Source organism: Streptomyces sp. CNT360, assembly GCF_000424785.1.
In genome coordinates this window covers 31,933-53,156 of sequence record NZ_AUKO01000034.1, presented here as the reverse complement: position 1 = coordinate 53,156, position 21,224 = coordinate 31,933, and the positions used below count along the sequence as shown (strand labels likewise).

Here is a 21,224-nt window from a genome sequence, read left to right as displayed (position 1 = left end):
ACGGGTGGTTGCGTGGCTGGGGTAGCCACCTTCCACTGACAGGAGTGCGGGACATGGTCGTCGAGAAACTGCACGAGGCCGGGATGCGGAGCGAGCACGCGTACTGTGCCGCCGTCGCCTCGGTCGGCATCTCGTTTTTGAGCTGGGCCGCCTCCGTCAAGGCGGAGAAGGCCGGCACCGACCGCGCCGACCGCTGGGGCATCTTCGTCGGAGAGTGGGCGCCCACCTTCTTCGGCCTGGGCCTGGCCCTGGCGCAGTACGAGGGCGGGGGCTGGGGCCGCAGGAAGAAGTAGCCCCGCCGGCGCGGACCCGGGCGGCCCTCACGGACGCCGCTCACCCAGGGCCCGGCACCCACCGGGCGCCCTTGGTGAGGTTCTCCAGCCCCGCCCAGCAGAAGTTCATCAACGTCGCCGCCGTCTCCTTCGCCGAGGGGGCGGCGACGGCGCCCTGCGCGGCCCGCGAGTTGGCCCACTCGGCCAGCGACTCCGCCGCGCCCACCAGTGCGTGGGCCAGCCCGGAGACCTCCCGTTCGGCCAGCGCACCCTCGCACCCGGCGTCCTGCGCGGCCCGCGCCAGCAGGCCGGTCACCAGCGCCGTGACCTCCACCCGCATGGCCGCCACCTCCCGTGCGAAGGGCTCTCCCTGCATACGGGCCCGGTAGAGCACGGCGACCCCGTCGGGGCGGGCTGCGGTGTGCGCGAAGAAGGCGGTCAGCCCGTTCCACAGCTGCTGGTCCGCCGCCGCGCCCAGCTCGCGGGTACCCTCCCGCACGGCAGCGACCAGCGCGCCGATCTCCCGCCGTACACAGGCCGTGAACAGATCCTCCTTCGACTTCAGGTACAGGTAGACCAGCGGCTTGGAGACCCCGGCCGCCTCGGCGATGTCGTCCATGGAGGCGGCCTGGTAGCCGTGCCGTGCGAACGCCGTGACAGCCGCGTCCAGCATCTGCCGCTCCCGCACCTCGCGCGGCATGCGCTTCTGCCCCACGCGCCTCGCCCCCTCTTCCCCGTCGCCCCGTTCTTCCCCAGCTCGTGGCCCTCGCACGAACAGTCGCCCCCAGGCTACGCAGCAGCCCACCGGAGCGGAAACCGCGCTCAGAGGCGCGGTGTTGGCCCGGAGCAGCGCTCTCCCCGAAGCTGCCCCGCGCCTCAGCGCGAGGGCACCGTGCCGTTCAACGGTGTGCGCCGTGCCGAGACGCGGCGGCGGGAGATCCGCCACCCGGAGGCGGTGCGCACCACGGTGTCGTCGTAGGAGACGGAACCGCACGAGCCGTCCGCCATGACGCCCAGGCCCTTGGACCGCACGTGCACCTCGCCGTCGGGTGACTCGTTCACGACGATGTTGGTGACATGGTGCGCGACGGGGTTGGCGGCGCCGAGCGCCAGGGCCGCGTCGCGGACGGCGGCGATGCCGAGGAGTCGGCCGGGGCCGAGGTCCGTGACGTCGTAGACGACATCCGGGGTGAACAGCTCCTCCAGACGGTCGAGGTTTCCGTCATCGACGAGGTGGCCGTGCGACGAGATCAACTCGGCGATGGCCAGGCGGTCTTCCAGCGCGACTGCCACGGGTGTCCTCTCCGGCCCGACAGGCGGGCCCGGCGCGTCGGTGATCCGCCACCGGTACGGTGCCGCGCCCGGTGCCGTGTTCCGCCGGTCACACCGGCGGCCCGCCGATCCTTCCCCATGGCGCCGCAGGACGCCACCGGCTCAGCCGCACCGGCCCGTGCCGCAGACCGACCCGCCGGAGCAGGCGGGAACCGGCCGGGGAGGGAACGGTGGCCGTGGAAGGCACGTCGGAGAGGGCGCCTCCGGCAGGGAAAGCGCCGCCGACGGAAGGAGCCTCCGGCGGAAGGCACCGTCACAGAAGGCACTGTCGGGCAAGGCACTGTCGGAAAAAGGCGCCACCCCCGGCCGGTGGGCCAAGGGCGGCGCCGACGAGTGGTGCGGCGGTCCGCCTCCAGGAGGGGCGGCCTCCAGCCGACCGGCGGCGGACGGCTGCCGGGAAGGGCCACAGTGGCCGCCCCGCCAGGGTTACCGCGCGGCCAACCCGCCAACCAGGGTTACCCCGTGGCCAGCCCGCCAACGAGGGCTGCCCCGCAGCCAACCCGCCAACCAGGGCTGCCCCGCAGCCAACCCGCCAACCAGGGCTGCCCTGCGGCCAACCCGCCAGGGAGGGTTACCCCGCGGGCGACCCACCAACGAGGGCTGCCGCGACCAACCCACCAACGAGGGCTACCCCGCAGCCAACCCACCAACCAGGGTTACCCCGTTGCCAGCCCGCCAACGAGGGCTACCCCGCGGCCAACCCGCCAGGGTTACCGCGTGGCCGACCCGCCAGGGTCACCCCGCGGGGGTCAACTCGCCGCGACCGGCTCCTTGGTGACCGGACGCGGCCCCGCGGAGGTGTCGTCCGCCTCCTCGATGCTGAAGCTGCGGGCGTGGGCGAACGCCTCGCGGTCCAGGATCTTCTCCTTGGCGGAGACCAGAACCGGGATGACGACCTGGCCCGCGACGTTGGTCGCCGTCCGCATCATGTCGAGGATGGGGTCGATGGCCAGCAGCAGCCCGACGCCCTCCAGGGGGAGGCCCAGCGTGGAGAGGGTGAGGGTGAGCATCACCGTGGCGCCCGTCAGACCGGCCGTGGCGGCGGAGCCGATGACCGAGACGAAGACGATCAGCAGGTACTCCTTGATGCCCATGTCCACGTGGAAGAACTCGCCCACGAAGATGGCCGCGATGGCCGGGTAGATGGAGGCGCAGCCGTCCATCTTCGTCGTCGAGCCGAAGGGCACCGCGAAGGACGCGTACTCCTTGGGCACGCCGAGCCGCTCGGTGACCTTCTGGGTCAACGGCATGGTGCCGACCGAGGAGCGGGAGACGAAGGCGAGCTGGATGGCGGGCCACGCGCCCCGGAAGAACTGGAGCGGGCTGACCTTGGCGACCGTGCCCAGCAGCAGCGGGTAGACACCGAAGAGGACCAGCGCGCAGCCGACGTAGACGTCCGCGGTGAAGGTGGCGTAGCTGCCGATCAGGTTCCAGCCGTAGTCCTTGATGGCGGTGCCGATCAGGCCGACGGTGCCGATCGGGGCCAGCCGGATGATCCACCACAGCGCCTTCTGGAGCAGCGTCAGCACGGACTCGCCCAGCTTCAGGATCGGCTCGGCCTTCTCCCCCAGCTTGAGCGCGGCGATGCCGACGACGACCGCCATGAAGACGATCTGGAGGACCTGGAGGTCGGTGAAGGGCGTGATGATGTCCGTCGGGATGATCCCGGTCAGGAAGTCCAGCCAGGAGCCCTGGGTGTCCGGCTTGGCGGCGTCCTTGGCGGAGATGCCGGTACCGGAACCGGGGTCGGTGACCAGGCCGATGAGCAGCCCCAGCGCGACGGCGATCAGCGAGGTCGCCATGAACCACAGCAGGGTGCGGGTGGCCAGCCGCGCCGCGTTGTGCACGTTGCGCAGGTTGGTGATCGAGATGGTGATCGCGAAGAAGACCAGCGGGGCGACGGCCAGCTTCAGGAGCTGGACGAAGAGCTCACCGACCTTGGTGAGGGTGGTGCCGAGCCAGGCGATGTCCCAGTTCCGGGCGGCCCAGCCCAGCACGACGCCGAGGACGAGGCCGGCCAGGATCTGCACCCAGAACGGGATCCTGGGTATGCGGAAGCCCTTGGCGGGCGCGGTTTCGGACGATGACGAGGACGACGAGGACGACGAGGACACGGACGCACTCCGGTGGCGGTCTGAGAGCGGACTCTTGGAAGGGGGTGTCGCGAACGGGGAACCGTGCGGTGAACGCGGTCGCGCCGGAGAGTAGTCCGGCCGCGCTGTCAGCGACAGGTCGCCGACATGCAGCGGCACAGGTCGACATGCAGCCGTGCCACGAGCGCGAGGCCGGGGCGGCCCGGGTGCGCGTCGGAAGTGGAGGCTGCATACGTCATGGCCGTCACGTTAACACTCCGTCTTTGGCTTACCCAAAGCTTCCCTTTGGGGAACAGGTACGAAAAAGCCCAACGCCCCACCGGGAGGGGGACATTCCCGGTGGGGCGACGACGCGGGTGTGACGAGGGTTACACCGCCACGCGGTGCGGGGGTCGGAGCTACGCGGTCCGGGACTCGCTGCCGTGCGACGGCACGTCGTCCTCCTGGGACTGGTTCGCGGCCAGGCGCTCCTTGGCGCGGCCCACGCCCCCCACGATCTGCTCGGACATCGCCTCCCGCTGCTTGCGCAGCAGCACGTAGCTCAGCGGCGCCGAGACGACCAGTGCGAGGAGCACGACCCAGATCGGGTTCGACCTGCCGACGCCCGACGGGACGACGCCGAACCGGGCCAACAGCCCGACGACGACAAGGCAGCCGACGAAGATGCCAAGCCGCATGGTGGTGTAGCGGAGCGTCGCGTGCGACTTGCTGCTGCTCACGGTGTCTTCTCCATGCTTTTGGGCGTTTCGCGGATTCCTCCAGTCAAGCACAGCCACCGCTGCGATCTTCGCCGCCCCCGTCCAGTCGGGCCCACCGGCATCCCGCTCCCCGGCGGCTCCTCCTGGCCCGACGCCAGCGCGGCGGCCCGACAGCAGCACGAGCGGCCCGGGGTCGGCTCACGGCCCGGGGTCGGCCCACGGACCCCGGGTCAGCTCAGCACGCGCCGCGATCCGCAGGTCGTCCAGGAAGCCCGCGTACACCTCCTCGCGGTCCCGGCCCTCCCGCGCCCGCAGCACCGCGGAGGGATGGACGGTGGCCACCACCCGCTCGGCACGCCCGCGCACCTCGCGCTCCGTGCAGGTGCCGCGCTCCTCGGTCACCCGGAACGACGCGCCGAACAGCGCCTTGCCCGCCACGGCACCCAGCACGACCAGCACCTCCGGTTCGGTCAGCGCCAGTTCCTGCTCCGGCCACGGGCCGCACGCGGTCATCTCCCCCAGCGTCGGCGGCTTGTGGATGCGCCGCTTGCCCCGCCCCTCCTCGTGGGCCCGCTCGAAGTGCTTGACCGCGTTGGTGACGTACGTCTGTGCCGGGTCGATGCCCGCCTCGTCCAGGGCCCGGTCCAGCACCCGGCCCGCCGGGCCGACTTGGGGGCACCTCCCGGCCGAAGGCCGGGGGAGGCTCGCCCCGCCGGTCCTCCTGCTCCCCGGGCTGCTCGCCGACGAGGAGGACGCGTGCGTGCGCGTCGCCGTCTGCGAAGACGGTCTGCGTCGCGCCCCGGTGCAGCGGGCACCCCCGGCAGCCGGTCGCGGCCTCCCGCAGCCGGCGCAGCCCGGCCCCGCCGTCCCCGTCCGTGTCCGTCGTGCGGTCCGTGGGCTTCTGCGCCGCTATACGGACGCGGTACCCCGCACCCGCCGGCTCTCGCCGGGCAGCGGGCGGCTACACCCGCATGGGCTGGGGGGACTCGCGACGGTCCGGGTCCGGGCCCTCGTGGGTGCGCAGCGCACCGTAGTGGGCGTCCCGCTCGACGGGCCGGAAGCCCGCGTCGCGGATGAGGTCGAGCAGGTCCTGGCGGGTCAGGCCGGCAGCGGACGGCGAGGCGCTGCCGGCCAGGCGTCCTGCCATCTCGTCCGCACCGTGCTGGAGCGCCAACTGGGCGGTCTGCGCGCTGTGCTCGGCCCAGCGCGCCGCCAGGTGCGGCACGTTGTCCAGCAGCAGCCGGCAGACCGCGAACGTGCGCAGGATGTCGGCTCCGGTCGCCCCGTGGGCCGCCCCGTGGCGCAGCGGTACCAGCACGCGGAAGCCGCCGGTCTCGTCCTGGAGGGCGCGCAGCCGCAGCAGGTGGTCCACCCGGTCGGCGACCTCCTCGCCCGTCCCGTACCGCAGGGTGCAGGCGGTGGTGAGCCCCTTGCGGTGCGCGAGCCGGTGGATGCGGGACCAGTCCGCCCAGCCGTCGTCGCCCTCCCCGTCCGGCGCGGCCTGCGGCTCCCGTGCCGCCTGAGCGGGCCCCGTCTGCGGTACTGCCTGCGTGTCCTCCTCGGCCAGGGAGGTGAGCCCGGCGCCCGTCAGCGCCTCCAGCACGTCGCTTTCCGCCGTACCGGAGGCGGTGGCCAGGCGGCGGATGCCGGCGGGGGTGCACGCGTGCAGGGCGACCGCCGCGGGCAGCGCGGCCCGCAGCTCGCGCAGCGTCGAGAGGACCTGCTCCAGGTCGTGCTCGGCCGGCACCGACAGGTGGAGCTCGGTGGCGCCGTCCGCCGCGAAGCCGGTGGCCAGCCGCACGGCCTCGGCCGGCTCCACCTCGGCGAGGTCGATGCCGCGCTGCTCGGCGAAGTGGGCCGCGTCACCGTTCTTCAGCGTCCGCACCTCGTGCGCGAGGCCGCCCAGCCACGCCAGGTCGTCGGACGCGAACAGGGCGATGCCGTCCTGGCGGTCCAGCCGCTCACCGGAGCGGACCTTCTTCTCGACGTCCGCCAGCCGCCGCAGTCCCGCGTCCATGCCTCGCGCCACCTGCCTGCCTCGTTGGTACTTCTCGCCGTCCGACGACACTACGCCAGGCCGCCGCCCGCTCATTCCTCGGGCAGCTCCCCCACCCGGTTCTCCCACTTGGTCGACAGCACGATCGTGGTGCGCGTGCGGGAGACGCCCTTGGTGCCCGACAGGCGGCGGATGGTGCGCTCCAGCCCGTCCACGTCCCCGGCGCGGACCTTGAGCATGTACGAGTCGTCACCGGCGATGAACCAGCAGTCCTCGATCTCGTGCAGAGCCCGCAGCCGGCCCGCCACGTCCTCGTGGTCGGTGGCGTCGGAGAGTTGGATGCCGATCAGGGCCGTCACCCCCAGGCCGAGCGAGGGTGGGTCCACCGTGGCGCGGTACCCCGTGATCACCCCGGCGGCCTCCAGCCGGTTGATCCGGTCCGTGACGCTGGGGCCCGACAGCCCGACCAGCCGCCCCAGTTCGGCGTAGGAGGCCCTCCCGTTCTCCCGCAGCGCCTGGATGAGCTGCCTGTCCACCGCGTCCATGGATGCTGCTGCCTCCCTCGTAGAAGTCCGGAACCGCTCGCCGGAGTCCGGACAACGAATCTAAGGCATGGGGCCGACACCGCCCCGGCCAAGCTCCCCCTCCCAGCGGCGGTACAGGCGGTGCGGCACCCCGGCCGCGTCCAGCACCCGGCCGGCCACGAAGTCCACCAGGTCCTGGATGTGCCGGGCGCCCGCGTAGAAGGCGGGCGAGGCCGGCAGGACGACGGCGCCCGCCTCGTCCAGCGCCACCAGGTGGCGCAGTGTCCGGCCGCCCAGCGGGGTCTCCCGGACGGCGACGACCAGCGGGCGGCGCTCCTTGAGCGTGACGCTCGCCGCACGCTGCAACAGATCCTTGGACAGCCCCAGGGCCACTCCCGCGACGCACGCCGTGCTGGCCGGGACGATCAGCATCCCCTTGACCGGGTACGAGCCGGAGGACGGCCCCGCGGCCAGGTCCCCCGGCGGCCAGTGGCGGACCCGCGCGGGGTCGGCGCCCGGCTCGGCGGGGAACGCGTCGGGGGTGCCGTCGGCGCCGCGGGCCAGCCAGCGGCGCAGGTCGGCCTCCGCGTGGGCGTCGCGGAAGGGGTGGCCCGTCTCGTCGAGGACGGTCAGCCGGGAGGCGCGGCTCACGACGAGGTCGACGTCCTCGCCCGCGGCGAGCAGGCCGCGGATGACGGCGGCCGCGTAGGGCGTTCCCGAGGCCCCCGAGACGCCCACCACCCACGGAACCCTTCCTGTGTCACTCACGCCTCCGACCTTACGCGGGCCCGCACCGTCCCTTCCCGCCCCACCGGTGCCTGCACCGACGCCTTCTCCGGTCGGCTTCCGGTCGGCTTCCGGCCGACGCAGCGGGTCCCGCACCGCGGCCGCCACGTACCCTCGTCCCATGCGTGTGACCCGAGTCCGACTGACGGCCGCCACCACGGGCGCGACCCTGCTCGTCGTCGCCCTCACCGGGTGCTCGGCGACGGAACGGCTGACCACGGGGCTGAAGGTCAAGCACGCCTTCGAGAAGCTCGGCGACCAGCCCACCGCCTCGGTGCTGATGTCCGTGGACGGCAAGCAGCGCGACGCGGAGGCGTTCCTCCGCGCGGCCGGTGCCCCCGACAGCGCGGCGACCCGGCACACCGCCGGCCTCCTCACCACGGGCGAGCTGACCTTCGCCGTCGGCTCCGACCAGGAGGAGACCCCCCTCAAGGAGCTCAGCCGCTCCGAGAGGCTGCGCTTCGCCACCGCGGTCAACTTCGGCGGCAAGGACGTGCTGGCCGCCAAGTCGGCGGCGGAGAAGCTGTATGTGCGGATGAACCTGCGCTCCCTGGTGGCGCAGACGGACGGCTCACCGGCCCAGCGGCACCGCGCCCACCGCATCGTCTCCCTCGCCAAGGACCTGCCCCGCACCCTGGGTTCGGCCCGGGACGCGCTCAAGGGCAAGTGGGTGGAGATCGACCCGGAGTCGTTCGACGACTTCGCGCGGGCCGCGCAGCAGATCGCCGACGACGAGAGGAAGGGCGGGTCCGGGCGGCACGGCGCCACCGTCTCCGAGCAGAGCGACGAGACGAGCAAGCGCCTCAGCCGGGCGACAGCCGCCGGCCGGGCCCTCAACGGGGAGTCCGAGCGGGAGTTCCTGGAGGGGCTGGAGAAGACGCTGGGCCGGCACGCCTCGTTCCACAAGGCCGGCGAGCGGGACGGCGCCGAACACGTGACCGTCTCCATGCCCGCGCGGGAGGCCGCGCCGGATCTCTCCCACGCGCTGGAGGCCCTCGGCGCGCGGCTGAATCCGGCCAAGGTGCCGGACAAGACGGTCAGCGCCGACCTCCAGATCCGGCGCGGCCAGCTCACCGGCCTCACCGTGAACCTGGGCCAGTTCCTCAGCGGGAAGGACGCCGAGAAGGTGCACCTGCCGCTGCGGATGGACTTCGGCGGCGGCGACGCCGTCTCCGTGCAGGCCCCCGACGGCGTCCGCGAGCTGAAACCGCAGGACCTGCTGGCCGCCACCGTCTACGGCGCCCTGGGCACGGGCGACCTGTGAGGCGCCCGGCGCCGGGGAACCGGTGGCACCCCGCGCCGCGTTGTACGGGGCGACGGGACACCCTCCGTGCCCGGGAGGCCGGGAAGGCACGTTCCTGACGAGGGAGGCGAGCATGGCGAACAGCTCGGGGGGCTCGGGATCCAGGGCGATGGCTGCCGGAAAGCTGATCGTCGGCTGGGTGGCGCTGCTGTGGCTGCTGGAGGCCGTCGACCAGGCCACCGGCAACGCGCTGGACACCTTCGGCGTCCAGCCGCGCCGCCTGGACGAGCTGGTGGACGTGGTCCCGAGCGCCTTCATGCACTTCGGCTTCGAGCACCTGATCGCGAACAGCCTGCCGCTGCTGATCCTCGGCTTCCTCGCGGCGCTGCGCGGGGTGGGCAGATTCCTGGCCGTCGCCGCGACGATCATCGTGGTCAGCGGCCTGGGTGTCTGGCTGATCGCCCCTGACGGCAGCAACACGGCCGGTGCCTCGGGGCTGATCTTCGGGCTCTTCGGCTACCTGCTGGCCCGCGGCTTCGTGGACCGCCGTATCACCGATGTCGCCCTCGGCAGCGTCGTCGCCGTCTTCTACGGCTCCATCCTGTGGGGCGTGCTGCCCACCGACTCCGGCATCTCCTGGCAGGGCCACCTCTTCGGCCTCGTAGGCGGCATCCTCGCCGCCCGCCTCACCGCGGAGCCCCGCCCGGCGGGAGTGGACAAGCCCGCCTGGCACTGAGCCACCGGCGCTCCGCGGTCACCTGCCGCGCCGCCCTGTGCCCGCCCCCCACCCCGCTCGCGGCAGGAGAGCGGCAGGGTTCACACCCCCAGCCCGCGCACCGCGAGATCCAGCAGGGCGCACACGAACAGGGCGATTCCGATGAAGCTGTTGACCTGGAAGAAGGCGCGGTTGAGGCGGGTCAGGTCGTGGGGGCGGACGATGGTGTGCTCGTAGCCGAAGGCGGCGGTGACGATGACGATGCCCAGCCAGTAGAAGACGCCCGCCCCGGTCAGCAGCCCGAAGGCGACCAGCAGGGCGACGGTCACCAGGTGGGCCGCGCGGGTGGTGTGGATGGCGGCGGCGGTGCCGAAGCGGGCCGGCAGCGACTTCACGCCGTTGGCCCGGTCGGCCTCCACGTCCTGGCAGGCGTAGATCAGGTCGAAGCCGCCGATCCAGATGCCGACGGCCAGGCCGAGGACGACGGCGTGCCAGGACCAGGCACCGGTGACGGCCAGCCACGCGCCGAGCGGGCCGATGGCCTGGGCGAGGCCGAGGAGGGCGTGCGGGAAGGAGGTGAACCGCTTCCCGTAGGGGTAGACGACCATCGGCAGGGCGGCGAGCGGTGCCAGCGCCAGGCACAGGGGGTTGAGCAGGGCGCAGGTGCCGAGGAAGACGACGAGGGCGACGACGGCGCCCGTCCAGGCCGTGCGGACGGAGACCGCGCCGGTCACCAGCTCGCGCCCGGCGGTGCGCGGGTTACGGGCGTCGATCTCGCGGTCGATGATCCGGTTGGCGGCCATCGCGAAGGTGCGCATGCCGACCATGGCGACGGTCACCAGGAAAAGCTGCCACCAGTGGACGGTGCGGCTGTCCCGGTGCATCGCGGTGAGCGCGGCGATGTAGGCGAAGGGCAGGGCGAAGACCGAGTGCTCGATGACGACCAGCCGCAGGAAGGCCCGCACGCGTCCGACGTCGGCGCCGGGCCCCGGCCCGGGTCCGACGATGCCCTCGGCAGCGCTGCTCACAGCCCGTACTCCTTCCAGCGGCGGGTCACCAGGTCCGCGATCCCGGGCTCGGACTCGATCATCTCCGGCCAGCCGCCGTCGCGCGTGTACCCCTCCTCGGGGAGTTTGCGCGTGGCGTCCACCCCGGCCTTGCCACCCCAGAACTGCTGGTAGGAGGCGTGGTCGAGGTGGTCGACGGGGCCCTCGGCGACGGTGAGGTCGCGGGCGTAGTCGACGTTGCCCAGGGCCCGCCAGGAGACCTCGTGCAGGTTCCGCACGTCGCAGTCGGCGTCGACGACGACGATGAGCTTGGTCAGCGACATCATGTGGGCGCCCCAGATGGCGTGCATGACCTTCTGCGCGTGCTTGGGGTACTTCTTGTCGATGGCGACGATCGCGCAGTTGTGGAAGCCGCCGGACTCGGGCAGGTGGTAGTCGACGATGTCGGGCACGACGATCTTCAGCAGCGGCAGGAAGAACCGTTCGGTGGCCCGGCCCAGCGGACCGTCCTCGGTGGGCGGGCGGCCGACGACGATCGACTGGAGCAGCGGCCGCTTCCGCGTCGTCACGCAGTCGATCCGCAGCGCGGGGAAGGGCTCCTGGGGGGTGTAGAAGCCGGTGTGGTCGCCGAAGGGGCCCTCGGGCAGCATCTCGCCGGGCTCCAGCCACCCCTCCAGCACCACTTCGGCGTGCGCCGGGACCTGGAGCGGGACGGTCTTGCAGTCGACCATCTCGACGCGCTTGCCCTGGAGGAAACCGGCCAGCAGGTATTCGTCGATGTCGCCGGGCAGCGGCGCGGTGGCCGCGTAGGTGACGGCGGGCGGGCAGCCGAAGGCGATGGCGACGGGCAGCTTCTCGCCGCGCCGGGCGGCGACCTGGTAGTGGTTGCGGCTGTCCTTGTGGATCTGCCAGTGCATCCCGATGGTGCGCTTGTCGTGCCGCTGGAGCCGGTAGAGGCCCAGGTTGCGCACGCCGCTTTCGGGGTCCTTGGTGTGGGTGAGGCCCAGGTTGAAGAAGGAGCCGCCGTCGCCCGGCCAGGTGAACAGCGCGGGCAGCCGGTCCAGGTCCACGCCCCTCTCGCCGTCTCCTTGGAGGACGACCTCCTGGACGGGGGCGTCCTTCACCTTCTTCGGCGGTACGTGCGTCATGGCGCCGAGCTTTCCGAACGCCTCGCGGAAACCGACGAAGCCCTGCGGCAGCTCGGGCCTCAGCAGGCCGCCGATCCTGTCGCTGATCTCGTCGTACGAGGACAGGCCGAGCGCCTTGAGGAGGCGGCGGTCGGTGCCGTAGACGTTCATGGCCAGCGGCATGTCCGAGCCCTTGACGTTCTCGAACAGCAGCGCGGGCCCGCCCGCCTTGTTCACCCGGTCGACGAGCTCCCCGACCTCCAGGTACGGGTCGACCTCGGCCTTGACCCGGACGAGGTCGCGGTCACGCTCCAGCGCCCGCAGGAGCGAGCGGAGATCGTCGTATGCCATACGACTCAGTATCCCCTCCGCGGCCCGCGCCCTGAGCGCCGGGGCCCGGGCCCGGCCCATTACGCTGGCGGTGCGGGGGCCCGCACGCCGACCCCCGCACCGCATCCGTCCGGCGGCATCTCGTTCCCAGGGGGCGTTCCGCGTGATCATCAGGCTCCTGCCCATCCTCGTGATCCTCGCCCTGTGGATCTACGCGTTCATCGACTGCCTGAACACACCCGAGAACGAGGTGCGCAAGCTGCCCAAGGTGGTGTGGGTCATCCTGATCCTGCTGTTCGGGCAGGTGCTGCTGGGTCCCATCGCCTGGTTCGCGGTGGGCAGGCCGCGCCGGAACACGCCCTACGGCGCGGTGCGGGCGGACGAGCGGCGCTGGGTCGCCCCGGACGACAACCCGGACTTCCTCAAGTCGCTGGGCGAGCAGCCCGCGCCCCCGGCCGGCCCGGAGCGGCCCGGCTCGACGGAGCCCGGCAGCGCACCGGAACCGCCGCAGCAGCCGGACTCCCCCCGGGACGAGGAGCTGCGCAACCGCCAGGACCGGGACGAGTAGCCCGCAGGACCGAAACGAGCAGTCCGGGCCCGGCGGGCAGCCCGAGGTCTCAGACGCGGTCCGCGTACTCCGCGCGCAGGGCGGCGAACCGCCTCGGAGTCCAGGCCGTCCAGTCGGCGGGGCGGCCCTGCAGCTCCTCCCCCAGCAGCTCGAAGTGCTGGTGCCAGTCGGCGAGGGCGTCCAGCAGGCGGGCGGTGTCGCCGGTGAAGTCGTTGCGGAACCGCACCCGGGTGCGGTCGTCGTCGGGCGAGCCGCGCAGGGTGAAGCCGAACGAGCCGCGCGTGTCCACCGTGTACTCGGCGAGCCGGCGGCGCGACCAGGCGGTGATCCGTCCCGGCGCGTGCCCGGTGGAGGGGGCGCCGTCGGTCTCCGGTTCCCCGTTCAGCCAGCGCAGCGTCACCGCGCCGCCGGGCCCGGGCTCGAAGGGGTCGGCCGCCGCCAGCCAGCCCCGCAGCCCGGCGGGGGTGGCCACAGCGGCCCAGAGGCTCTCCAGCGGGTGCGGGAACGACAGCTCGAAGCCGACGGTGTGCGCCGTTCCGTCGCTGCTGGTGCGTGCCGTTCCGTACGGCACGGTGTGGGGTAGCGGTGCCCGACTGTCGGTGCTCATGGCTCCACCTTCGTGCGCCAGGGGGGTGGCTCGCGCGGATACCTGCGGCCGGCTCAGATGCCCGCGTAGGAGTGCTTGCCGTTGAAGAAGATGTTCACGCCGTAGTAGTTGAACAGGAAGCAGACGAAGGCGAGGAGCGCGAGGTACGCCGCCTTACGGCCCTTCCAGCCTGCCGTGGCACGTGCGTGCAGGTAGCAAGCGTAGGCGACCCAGGTGATGAACGACCAGACTTCCTTGGGGTCCCAGCCCCAGTAGCGGCCCCAGGCGTCGCCCGCCCAGATGGCGCCCGCGACGATCGTGAACGTCCAGAAGGGGAAGACCGAGGCGTTGATCCGGTAGGCGAACTTGTCCAGCGAGGCCGCGGAGGGCAGCCGCTCCATGATCGAGGTGCGGACGCTGCCGGGCTTGCCGCCGGACAGCAGCGCGGACTCGTAGGAGTCGCGGAAGAGGTAGAGCAGCGAGCCGACCGCACCGAGGTAGAACAGCGCGCCGCAGATGATGGCCAGCGAGACGTGGATCCACAGCCAGTACGAGTGCAGCGCGGGCACCAGCTGGTCGCTGTCGGTGTACAGGACGGTGACGGCCAGGCCGAGGTCCAGCAGCACGGTGGTGACCAGCGGCAGCCCGATCCAGCGGACCTTCTTCCCGGCGAGCAGGAAGCCCAGGTACCCGGCGACGGCGACCATCGAGAAGGCCGTCGAGAACTCGTACATGTTGCCCCAGGGGGCGCGCTGCACGGACAGCGAGCGGGTCAGCACCCCGGCGCAGTGCAGCACGAAGGCCAGCACCGTCATGGAGACGGCGATCCGCCCGTACATGTCGCCCTGTTCGTCGCCGGCCGCGGCGCCGGGACCGTCGGGCAGGTCACCGCGCCGGCCGTTGCCGGACCGGGTGATGATCTTGGGCGTCCTCGGCGGTGCGGGCTTCTCCAGTACGGCTGTACCGCCCTGCTCCGACTTCACCCGCACCGAGACGCCGTCCGGCTGGCCCGGGACGGCGCCCTCGCCCTCCGCGGCGGACGGCTTCGCGGTGAGCGCCGCAGCCGTGCGGGCCACCTTGCTGCGCGAGCCGAACGTCCACTCGGCGATGTAGGCGCAGAAGGCCAGCACGTAGACGGCCATCGCCGAATAGACCAGATAGTTGCTGACGTGGGCGAGCTGCTCGTTGGACTCGGCTGCCAGGAGATTCACTTGCCTGCTCCTTCGGGGGCTTCAGCAGGATCGGTACCGTCCGCGGCGGAGCCCGGCTCGGCGGGGTCCTGCGCGGCGGTGGCCCGGGGGGACGCGACAGGTGCCGCGTCCTGCATGTCGGTGGCGAGAGAGGCGAGCTCGTCGGGCAGCTTCGCGGACTCGCTGCGGCCCAGCCCGGCCATCTCGACGACGGTCCGGCCGTCCTCGCCGGCGTACGCCCGCACCCACACCCGGCGGCGCTGGATGAACAGGGAGCCCGCGAGGCCCGCGATGGCCGCCAGCGCCCCGCCCAGCGCCCAGCCGTTGCCGACCTGGTGGGAGACCTGGAAGTTCGCCCACTGCTTGACGCCCTCGAACTTCAGGGAGCCCGCGCCGCCGGGGAGCTTCATGGTGGTGCCGGGGGTGAGCTTCTTGGCGAAGGGGCTGCCGTCCTTCTCCGTGAACTTCTTCATGTTCCCGGTGTCGAGCTGGTAGACGTTCTGCGCCGGGCCGCCGTCGACACCGAGGTTGCCGTGGTAGGCGGTCAGGAACATCGCCGGGTTCTTCAGCGTGGGCGACTGGGAGAACATGGTGCCGCTGTTCGGCTCGAAGTCGGGCACGAAGAAGCCCTGGAAGCCCAGCTGGTCCTTGCGGCCCTTGGCGTCCACGTAGTCGGGGACCTTCACCACGCCGCTGGAGGTCTGGTTGTTGTCCTGCTGGAGGAAGGGCACCGGTCCGCGGTAGGCGACGTGGCCCTTGCCGTCCTTGACGGAGACGACGGGCGCATAGCCGTTGGCGATCAGATAGACCTTGGACGAGCCGATCTTCAGCGGGTGGTTCACCTTGATCGTGGTGCCGGTCTCCTTGCCGCCGGCGCCCTTGGTGTAGACGACGCCAGCGCGGTAGTCCCGCGGAGTGCCCTTGTTCGGGCCGCTCTTCTCGTAGGTGGCGTGGAAGTCCTTCAGCCGGAAGCCGAAGGAGTCGAGCATGTCCGCGGTGAACAGCGAGCCGGACTGGAAGTCGTCGTACTGCGGCAGCGTGTTGGAGAACCCGTCGCCCTGCACGATCAGCTTCCGGCCCTCCGACTTGAACAACTGCCCGGAGGCGAACGCCAGCAGCAGCACGATCAGCGCGATGTGGAAGGCCAGGTTGCCGGCCTCGCGCAGGTAGCCCTTCTCGGAGGCGACGGAGTCCTTGCCGCTCTCGTCCAGGTGGGTACGGAACCGGCGCCGCCTGAGCAGCCCGTGGGCGGCGTCCAGCACCTTCTCCGGCTCGGCCTCGGTGTGCCAGGTCGTGTAGACGGGCATCCGGTCCAGCTTGCGCGGGGCGCGCGGCGGACGGGACCGCAGCTGGCCCACGAACTGCCAGGTGCGCGGGATGATGCAGCCGACCAGCGAGACGAACAGCAGGATGTAGATCGCCGAGAACCACACCGAGGTGTAGACGTCGAACAGCTGGAGCTTGTCGTAAAGGGGCGCCAGCGTGGTGTGGTCCTGGTGGAACTTCTCCACCTTGAGGGCGTCCACCGGGGTCTGCGGGATGACGGACCCCGGAATGGCACCCAGCGACAGCAGGAAGAGCAGGATCAGCGCCACCCGCATCGAGGTGAGCTGCCGCCAGAACCAGCGGGCCCAGCCCAGCGGCCCGAGCGAGGGGACGTTCAGCCTCTCCTCGCTGGGCGCCGTCGACAGCTGCGCGGTGGCCTCCCGCTCCTTTGCGGCCTCGCTGCCCGGACCGGCGTCGGGGCCGCCCCCGGAGTCGCTGCCCTTGCCGGCGTCCTTGCCGACGTCCTTGCCGGCACGGGTCGTGCTCATGGATCAGATCCCCACGGTGAAGTCGGACGACCAGACCGTGATCTCGTACACGATCCGGTCCCAGATGCCTGTGACGAGCAGGACACCGACGGCGACGAGCATCCCGCCGCCGATCCGCATGACCCACGCGTAGTGCCGCTTCACCCACCCGAAGGCGCCCAGCGCGCGACGGAAGGCGAGCGCGGCGAGAACGAACGGAACGCCCAGCCCCAGACAGTAGGCCACCGTCAGCAGCGCGCCGCGACCCGCGCTCCCCTGGTCCGAGGAGAGCGTCAGTACGGCGGCGAGGGTCGGACCGATGCACGGCGTCCAGCCGATGCCGAAGAGCACCCCCAGCATGGGTGCGCCCGCCAGCCCTATCGCCGGCCGCTTGTGGATCCGCACCTCGCGCTGCGTGAACCGCCCCAGCGGCCCCAGCGCCCCCATGAAGGCCAGCCCCAGCAGGATCGTCAGACCGCCCAGCACCTTGGAGATGACGGCGCGGTGCTCCTGGAGGGTGGCCCCGAAACCGCCGAAGAGGGCGCCGCCGGAGACGAAGACGGCGGTGAAACCCAGCACGAACAGTCCCGCGCCCAGGAACATCCGGCCCCGCCGTGCCTCGGCCAGATCGGTGCCGCTGACCCCGGTGACGTAGGAGAGGTAGCCCGGCACCAGCGGCAGCACGCACGGCGAGAAGAAGGAGACCAGCCCGCCCAGCAGCGCGACGGGCACGGCGAGCAGCAGCGCACCGCCCAGGACGGTGTCGTTCATGCCCGAGGCCGCGAGGTGTGTGGCGGGGACGGCCGCGAGGGAGGTCATGGTCCGGTCACTTCGCGTCGATCAGGGGGTCGAGCGCCGAGCGCAGTTCCTTCTCGCTCAGCGACTTCAGGGCCCGCACCGCGACCCGTCCGTGCTTGTCCAGGATCAGCGTCGAGGGGATGGCCTGCGGGTTGAGGGCGTTCTTGGGGAACTTCAGGATGAGGTTGCCGCTGGGATCGTAGAAGCTCGGGTAGTCGATGTCGTAGGTGCGCTCGAACGCCTTGGCGTTGGCCTTGTCCAGGTCGCGGGTGTTGACCCCGAGGAACTGGACGCCCTTGCCCTCGGTGTCGTGGGCGACCTTGGCCAGGTTGGGCGCCTCCGCGCGGCAGGGGCTGCACCACGAGCCCCACACGTTGAGGACGACGACCTTGCCGCGGTAGTCGGAGAGCTTCAGCTTCTTGCCGTCCACCGCACCGCCCGACAGGTCCGGTACCTCGGTGCGCCTGCCCTCGGGCACCTTGGTGATCTCGCCGGTGCCCTTCACGAACTTGGTGTCGCCGGAGGAGGAGCCGGGCTGCTCGCCGCTGCACGCGGACAGCAGCAGTGCACCGCCGGCGACCCCGGCGACCAGCAGGGCGGCGCGGCGGCGGGAGGTGCGGGTCTGGCTCATGTGAAAAGTTTCGCATGCGCGTATGAGCGATCTTCCGCACCCCCCTGCTGCCCCTCGCCTCCCCGCAGGCGGGGCGCCTACGCCCCCGCGCCCGGCTGCTGGGCGCCCCCGGCGCCGCGGCCCTTCTTCGTGCCGCCGCCCCGCAGATGGGGCGGCACCAGGTCGCGGGCGGGCTCGCTGTAGCCGACGGAGACGATGCGGTCGCCGAGAAAGGTGAAGCTCGTCAGCGAGGCGAGGGTGCACTGACGCCGCCGCGGGTCGTGCCACAGCCTGCGGTGCTCCACGAAGCTGCGCAGCACCCAGATGGGGAGCTGGTGGCTGACGCAGACGGCCTCGTGCCCGCGCGCCGACTCCTTCGCGGTCTCGATCGCGGCGCGCATCCGCACGACCTGTTCGAGGTACGGCTCGCCCCAGGAGGGCCGGAAGGGGTTGCGCAGATGGCGCCAGTTCTCCGGCCTGCGCAGCGCGCCGTCGCCCACGCCGAAGGTCTTGCCCTCGAACACGTTCCCTGCCTCGACGAGGCGGGCGTCGGCGGTGACGTCGAGGCCGTGCGCCTTGGCGACGGGGCCCGCGGTCTCCTGCGCGCGCTCCAGCGGCGAGGCGACGACGTGGGTGATGTCCCGGTGCTCCAGGTGCTCGGCGACCCGGTCGGCCATCCGCCGGCCGAGGTCGGAGAGGTGGTAGCCGGGCTTGCGCCCGTACAGGACCCCTTCGGGGTTGTGGACCTCGCCGTGCCGCATCACATGGACGACGGTGACGGTCTTGTCGTCCGCGCGGGCACCGGTGCCGGCCGCCTCCATGGCCTGGGTGCCGGGCTGCTGGTCCATGTCCGCCTCCTGGTCCGTGCCCGGGTTCTTCTCCGCGTCCCGGCTCATGCGGGCACCGCCTCGGCGGCGGCGCGGGCGGCGGCCGGGAGGGCGGCGGCGATCCGCTCGACGGCGCGCTCGTCGTGCGCGGCGGAGACGAACCAGACCTCGTAGCCGGAGGGCGGCAGGTAGACGCCCTGGGAGAGCATCGAGTGGAAGAACGCGGTGAAGCGGTGGCTCTCCTGCCGCTTGGCGGCCTCGTAGTCGGGCACCCCGGCCGCGCCGAAGTCGCCGAAGAAGACCGAGAACATGGTGCCGGCCGACTGCACGGTGTGCGCCACACCCGCCTTGGTCAGCGCCTCACCCACCAGCTCGCGCACCTGGCGGGCCGCGGCGTCCAGCACGGCATGCGCGGCGAAGTCGTGCGCGGCCAGCGCCTTCAGCTGGGCGAGACCCGCCGCGGTGGCCACCGGGTTCCCGGACAGCGTCCCGGCCTGGTACACGGGCCCGGCCGGGGCGAGATGGTCCATGACGTCCTTGCGGCCGCCGAACGCGGCGGTCGGGAAGCCGCCGCCCATCACCTTCCCGAAGGTCATCAGATCGGGGACGACTCCGTCGATGCCGTACCAGCCGCGCGGGCCGGCGCGGAACCCGGTCATCACCTCGTCGGAGATGTAGAGCGCGCCGTCGGCCCGGCACAGCTCCTTCACCCCCTGGTTGAAGCCCTCGCGCGGCGGGACGATGCCCATGTTGCCGGGCGCGGCCTCGGTGATCACACAGGCGATCTGGCGGGGGTGCGCGGCGAACGCCTCACGGACCGCGTCCAGATCGTTATACGGCAGCACGAGCGTGTCGCCGGCCTGGGCTCCGGTGACTCCGGGGGTGTCCGGCAGGCCCAGGGTGGCGACGCCGGAGCCGGCGGAGGCGAGCAGCGCGTCGACGTGCCCGTGGTAGCAGCCGGCGAACTTGATCACCTTCGGGCGGCCGGTGAACCCGCGCGCCAGCCGGATCGCCGACATCGTCGCCTCGGTGCCCGAGGAGACGAGTCGTACCTGTTCAACGGGGTCGATCCGGTCGACGATCTCCTCGGCGAGCGCCACCTCGTCCTCGACCGGGGTACCGAAGGAGGTACCCCGCTCGACGGCCTGCCGGACGGCCGCCATCACCTCCGGGTGCGCGTGGCCGAGGATCATCGGCCCCCAGGAGCAGACGAGATCGACGTACTCCCTCCCGTCCGCGTCTGTGAGGTAGGGCCCGGAACCCGACACCATGAACCGGGGCGTACCGCCCACCGAGCGGAAGGCGCGGACCGGAGAGTTCACGCCCCCTGGTGTCACGGCGGAGGCGCGGTCGAAGAGCGACTGCGATACTGGTGCGCTGTACGAGTAAGTCACGAAAGCCATGGTGTCATCAGGCCCCTGCACGGGGCCCCGGGGGCGTTTCACACTCCGCGGGGCGGGGAGGTCTCTGACACGATGATCGGGCCGCACGGGGACGGCAGTGCGGCCCGGATGAGCAGTCGGGTGGTGACATGCATCGCGGTGGCGGACTGGGAGAGGGGCCCGGCCCCTCGGAGACTGGCCCGGGGCGTGCGCAGGGGCGCCACAGGCGCACTGTGGCCGAGAGCGAGAGCGGAACCACGGCGGAGAGCACACCGAGCGGATCGGCGCGGCAGGGTACGGGGCAGAGCGGTTCAGGACACGACGGTACGGGGCAGCACAGCGCGGGGCACGACAGCACGGGGCCGGGCGGCGCGGCGGCGGAGCAGGGCAGCACCACACACGGCAGCGGATCCGTCGCGGGTGGCGGCCTCGCGGGCCTCGGGAGCACGGCGACGACCAGAAGCAGCAGGGGTGGCGGCCGAGTGGGGGTGACCTACAAGTACTTCGGGGCGCCGGACGGTGCCACGGCCGCACGGGTACCCATCTCGATGCGCCCGGAGGAACTGGGCGGGGACGAGCTGGGACAGGGCATGTTCACCAAGATCAAGCCCGAGACGATGGCGGCGATGGTGCTGACGGGCATCGAGGGCATACCGCTGCACCGGGTACCGCCGCTCGAACTCGTCGTCCTGCACCCGGACTACGCCGTGGTGAAGCTCCCCATGACGGTCGTCGACCCGCTGCGCGGCGTCGGCGAGGAGACGGTGGGCGCCGCGGCCTTCATCTGGTCCACGGTCCCCGACCGCGCCGGCCCCCAGGACGCCTTCAACGTGTATCAACTCCTGCACCGCTGGCAGGACTTCTCCGACCGCCTCCACGAGGCGGGCCACCAGGCGTACTGCCTGGTGTGGCCGTGACCCCGCAGACCCGCTGACCGGCGCCCGCGCGGATCCGCCGACCGCGCGCACGGACGGGGGCCCGCGCGTGCCCCCGTACCGCTACGCCGCGCCCGAGTGCTGCACCTGCGTGCGTGATCGCGCCCGCCGGGTGACCGACGGCGCGACCCCGAGTATCGGCCCGGCCGTCGGCCCCGAGGCCGACCCGGTGCCTGGCGCACGCAGAGGGACCGTGCGGCGGGGGCACCAGAATTGCTGTGGCGCTCCTGTGGCAACTGTGACAACGCACACCCGGTCGGCATCCGTGCTGCCCGGCACGCCGACGCGGCTGGGACAGAAGCCGGCCCGGCGGACAAGCCGCGCCCGTACGCGCGGTGACGGCCCCCGCGTACGACGACGGGCGCCCCGCCGCCAGGTGAGCGGCGGGACGCCCGTCGTCGGGGGCCGGATG

At 72.2% G+C, this 21,224-nt stretch carries 21 protein-coding genes and 1 pseudogene; 5 read left to right on the top strand and 17 right to left on the bottom strand.

Going from position 1 to position 21,224, the window contains the following annotated elements; all coding sequences use genetic code 11:
* Window positions 1–53 precede the first annotated feature (53 nt).
* Window positions 54–293 (top strand): hypothetical protein, encoded by a 240-nt coding sequence (locus H297_RS0124590; RefSeq protein ID WP_027739231.1) that lies wholly within the window; start codon window positions 54–56, stop codon window positions 291–293.
* Between the two features lie 40 nt (window positions 294–333).
* Here H297_RS0124590 and H297_RS0124585 read toward each other — a convergent pair whose 3' ends face one another.
* The 8 genes and pseudogenes from H297_RS0124585 to H297_RS0124550 form a co-directional block, all read right to left on the bottom strand.
* The gene (locus H297_RS0124585) at window positions 334–972 is read right to left on the bottom strand and encodes a TetR/AcrR family transcriptional regulator (protein ID WP_051352150.1); all 639 of its coding nucleotides are present in this window, start codon (window positions 970–972) and stop codon (window positions 334–336) included.
* 176 nt (window positions 973–1,148) lie between these two features.
* Entirely contained in the window at window positions 1,149–1,565 is a 417-nt protein-coding gene (locus H297_RS0124580) for a nuclear transport factor 2 family protein (RefSeq protein ID WP_027739229.1), read from the bottom strand.
* A 788-nt stretch (window positions 1,566–2,353) separates the two neighbouring features.
* Window positions 2,354–3,718: a dicarboxylate/amino acid:cation symporter gene (locus H297_RS0124575; protein WP_027739228.1), complete on the bottom strand. Its 1,365-nt coding sequence runs from the start codon at window positions 3,716–3,718 to the stop codon at window positions 2,354–2,356.
* A 377-nt stretch (window positions 3,719–4,095) separates the two neighbouring features.
* Complete coding sequence (locus H297_RS0124570; protein ID WP_027739227.1) at window positions 4,096–4,416, bottom strand: DUF4229 domain-containing protein; 321 nt, start codon at window positions 4,414–4,416, stop codon at window positions 4,096–4,098.
* Between the two features lie 177 nt (window positions 4,417–4,593).
* Window positions 4,594–5,308, bottom strand: a pseudogene (locus H297_RS38165) (UdgX family uracil-DNA binding protein).
* Between the two features lie 48 nt (window positions 5,309–5,356).
* Entirely contained in the window at window positions 5,357–6,412 is a 1,056-nt protein-coding gene (locus tag H297_RS0124560) for a hypothetical protein (RefSeq protein ID WP_027739226.1), read from the bottom strand.
* A 71-nt stretch (window positions 6,413–6,483) separates the two neighbouring features.
* Window positions 6,484–6,936, bottom strand: a complete 453-nt coding sequence (locus H297_RS0124555) for an Lrp/AsnC family transcriptional regulator (RefSeq protein WP_027739225.1) — start codon at window positions 6,934–6,936, stop codon at window positions 6,484–6,486.
* A gap of 60 nt (window positions 6,937–6,996) precedes the next feature.
* Window positions 6,997–7,683: a UbiX family flavin prenyltransferase gene (locus H297_RS0124550; RefSeq protein WP_027739224.1), complete on the bottom strand. Its 687-nt coding sequence runs from the start codon at window positions 7,681–7,683 to the stop codon at window positions 6,997–6,999.
* Between the two features lie 139 nt (window positions 7,684–7,822).
* On the opposite strand from H297_RS0124550, the gene H297_RS0124545 reads away from it, so the two are divergent.
* Window positions 7,823–8,965, top strand: coding sequence for a hypothetical protein (locus H297_RS0124545; RefSeq protein WP_027739223.1), 1,143 nt, complete (start codon window positions 7,823–7,825; stop codon window positions 8,963–8,965).
* A gap of 112 nt (window positions 8,966–9,077) precedes the next feature.
* Window positions 9,078–9,680 carry a rhomboid family protein gene (locus H297_RS0124540; protein WP_027739222.1) on the top strand — a complete coding sequence of 201 codons (603 nt, stop codon included), beginning with the start codon at window positions 9,078–9,080 and terminating at the stop codon, window positions 9,678–9,680.
* Window positions 9,681–9,760: 80 nt separating this feature from the next.
* Here the strand turns inward: H297_RS0124540 and mqnP are convergent, their stop codons facing one another.
* The gene (gene mqnP / locus H297_RS0124535) at window positions 9,761–10,687 is read right to left on the bottom strand and encodes a menaquinone biosynthesis prenyltransferase MqnP (protein ID WP_027739221.1); all 927 of its coding nucleotides are present in this window, start codon (window positions 10,685–10,687) and stop codon (window positions 9,761–9,763) included.
* Complete coding sequence (locus H297_RS0124530) at window positions 10,684–12,144, bottom strand: menaquinone biosynthesis decarboxylase (RefSeq protein ID WP_027739220.1); 1,461 nt, start codon at window positions 12,142–12,144, stop codon at window positions 10,684–10,686. The genes mqnP and H297_RS0124530 overlap by 4 nt, the downstream gene beginning before the upstream one ends.
* A gap of 142 nt (window positions 12,145–12,286) precedes the next feature.
* Between H297_RS0124530 and H297_RS38160 the strand changes: the two genes are divergently transcribed.
* On the top strand, window positions 12,287–12,691 hold the full coding sequence (locus tag H297_RS38160; protein WP_486589650.1) for a PLD nuclease N-terminal domain-containing protein: 405 nt from the start codon (window positions 12,287–12,289) through the stop codon (window positions 12,689–12,691).
* 49 nt (window positions 12,692–12,740) lie between these two features.
* On the opposite strand, the gene H297_RS0124520 is transcribed toward H297_RS38160, so the two are convergent.
* The 7 genes from H297_RS0124520 to hemL form a co-directional block, all read right to left on the bottom strand.
* The gene (locus tag H297_RS0124520) at window positions 12,741–13,298 is read right to left on the bottom strand and encodes an SRPBCC domain-containing protein (protein WP_051352146.1); all 558 of its coding nucleotides are present in this window, start codon (window positions 13,296–13,298) and stop codon (window positions 12,741–12,743) included.
* Between the two features lie 53 nt (window positions 13,299–13,351).
* On the bottom strand, window positions 13,352–14,488 hold the full coding sequence (ccsB, locus tag H297_RS0124515; protein WP_027739217.1) for a c-type cytochrome biogenesis protein CcsB: 1,137 nt from the start codon (window positions 14,486–14,488) through the stop codon (window positions 13,352–13,354).
* Entirely contained in the window at window positions 14,485–16,281 is a 1,797-nt protein-coding gene (gene resB, locus H297_RS0124510) for a cytochrome c biogenesis protein ResB (RefSeq protein ID WP_027739216.1), read from the bottom strand. Before resB ends, ccsB begins: the two co-directional genes overlap by 4 nt.
* A gap of 3 nt (window positions 16,282–16,284) precedes the next feature.
* Entirely contained in the window at window positions 16,285–17,079 is a 795-nt protein-coding gene (locus tag H297_RS0124505; RefSeq protein ID WP_027739215.1) for a cytochrome c biogenesis protein CcdA, read from the bottom strand.
* A 7-nt stretch (window positions 17,080–17,086) separates the two neighbouring features.
* Window positions 17,087–17,689, bottom strand: a complete 603-nt coding sequence (locus H297_RS0124500) for a TlpA disulfide reductase family protein (RefSeq protein ID WP_027739214.1) — start codon at window positions 17,687–17,689, stop codon at window positions 17,087–17,089.
* 77 nt (window positions 17,690–17,766) lie between these two features.
* The gene (locus H297_RS0124495) at window positions 17,767–18,489 is read right to left on the bottom strand and encodes a histidine phosphatase family protein (protein WP_027739213.1); all 723 of its coding nucleotides are present in this window, start codon (window positions 18,487–18,489) and stop codon (window positions 17,767–17,769) included.
* 71 nt (window positions 18,490–18,560) lie between these two features.
* On the bottom strand, window positions 18,561–19,889 hold the full coding sequence (gene hemL / locus H297_RS0124490) for a glutamate-1-semialdehyde 2,1-aminomutase (RefSeq protein ID WP_027739212.1): 1,329 nt from the start codon (window positions 19,887–19,889) through the stop codon (window positions 18,561–18,563).
* Between the two features lie 137 nt (window positions 19,890–20,026).
* On the opposite strand from hemL, the gene H297_RS44545 reads away from it, so the two are divergent.
* On the top strand, window positions 20,027–20,794 hold the full coding sequence (locus H297_RS44545; protein WP_486589649.1) for a hypothetical protein: 768 nt from the start codon (window positions 20,027–20,029) through the stop codon (window positions 20,792–20,794).
* The last annotated feature ends 430 nt before the right edge of the window (window positions 20,795–21,224 follow it).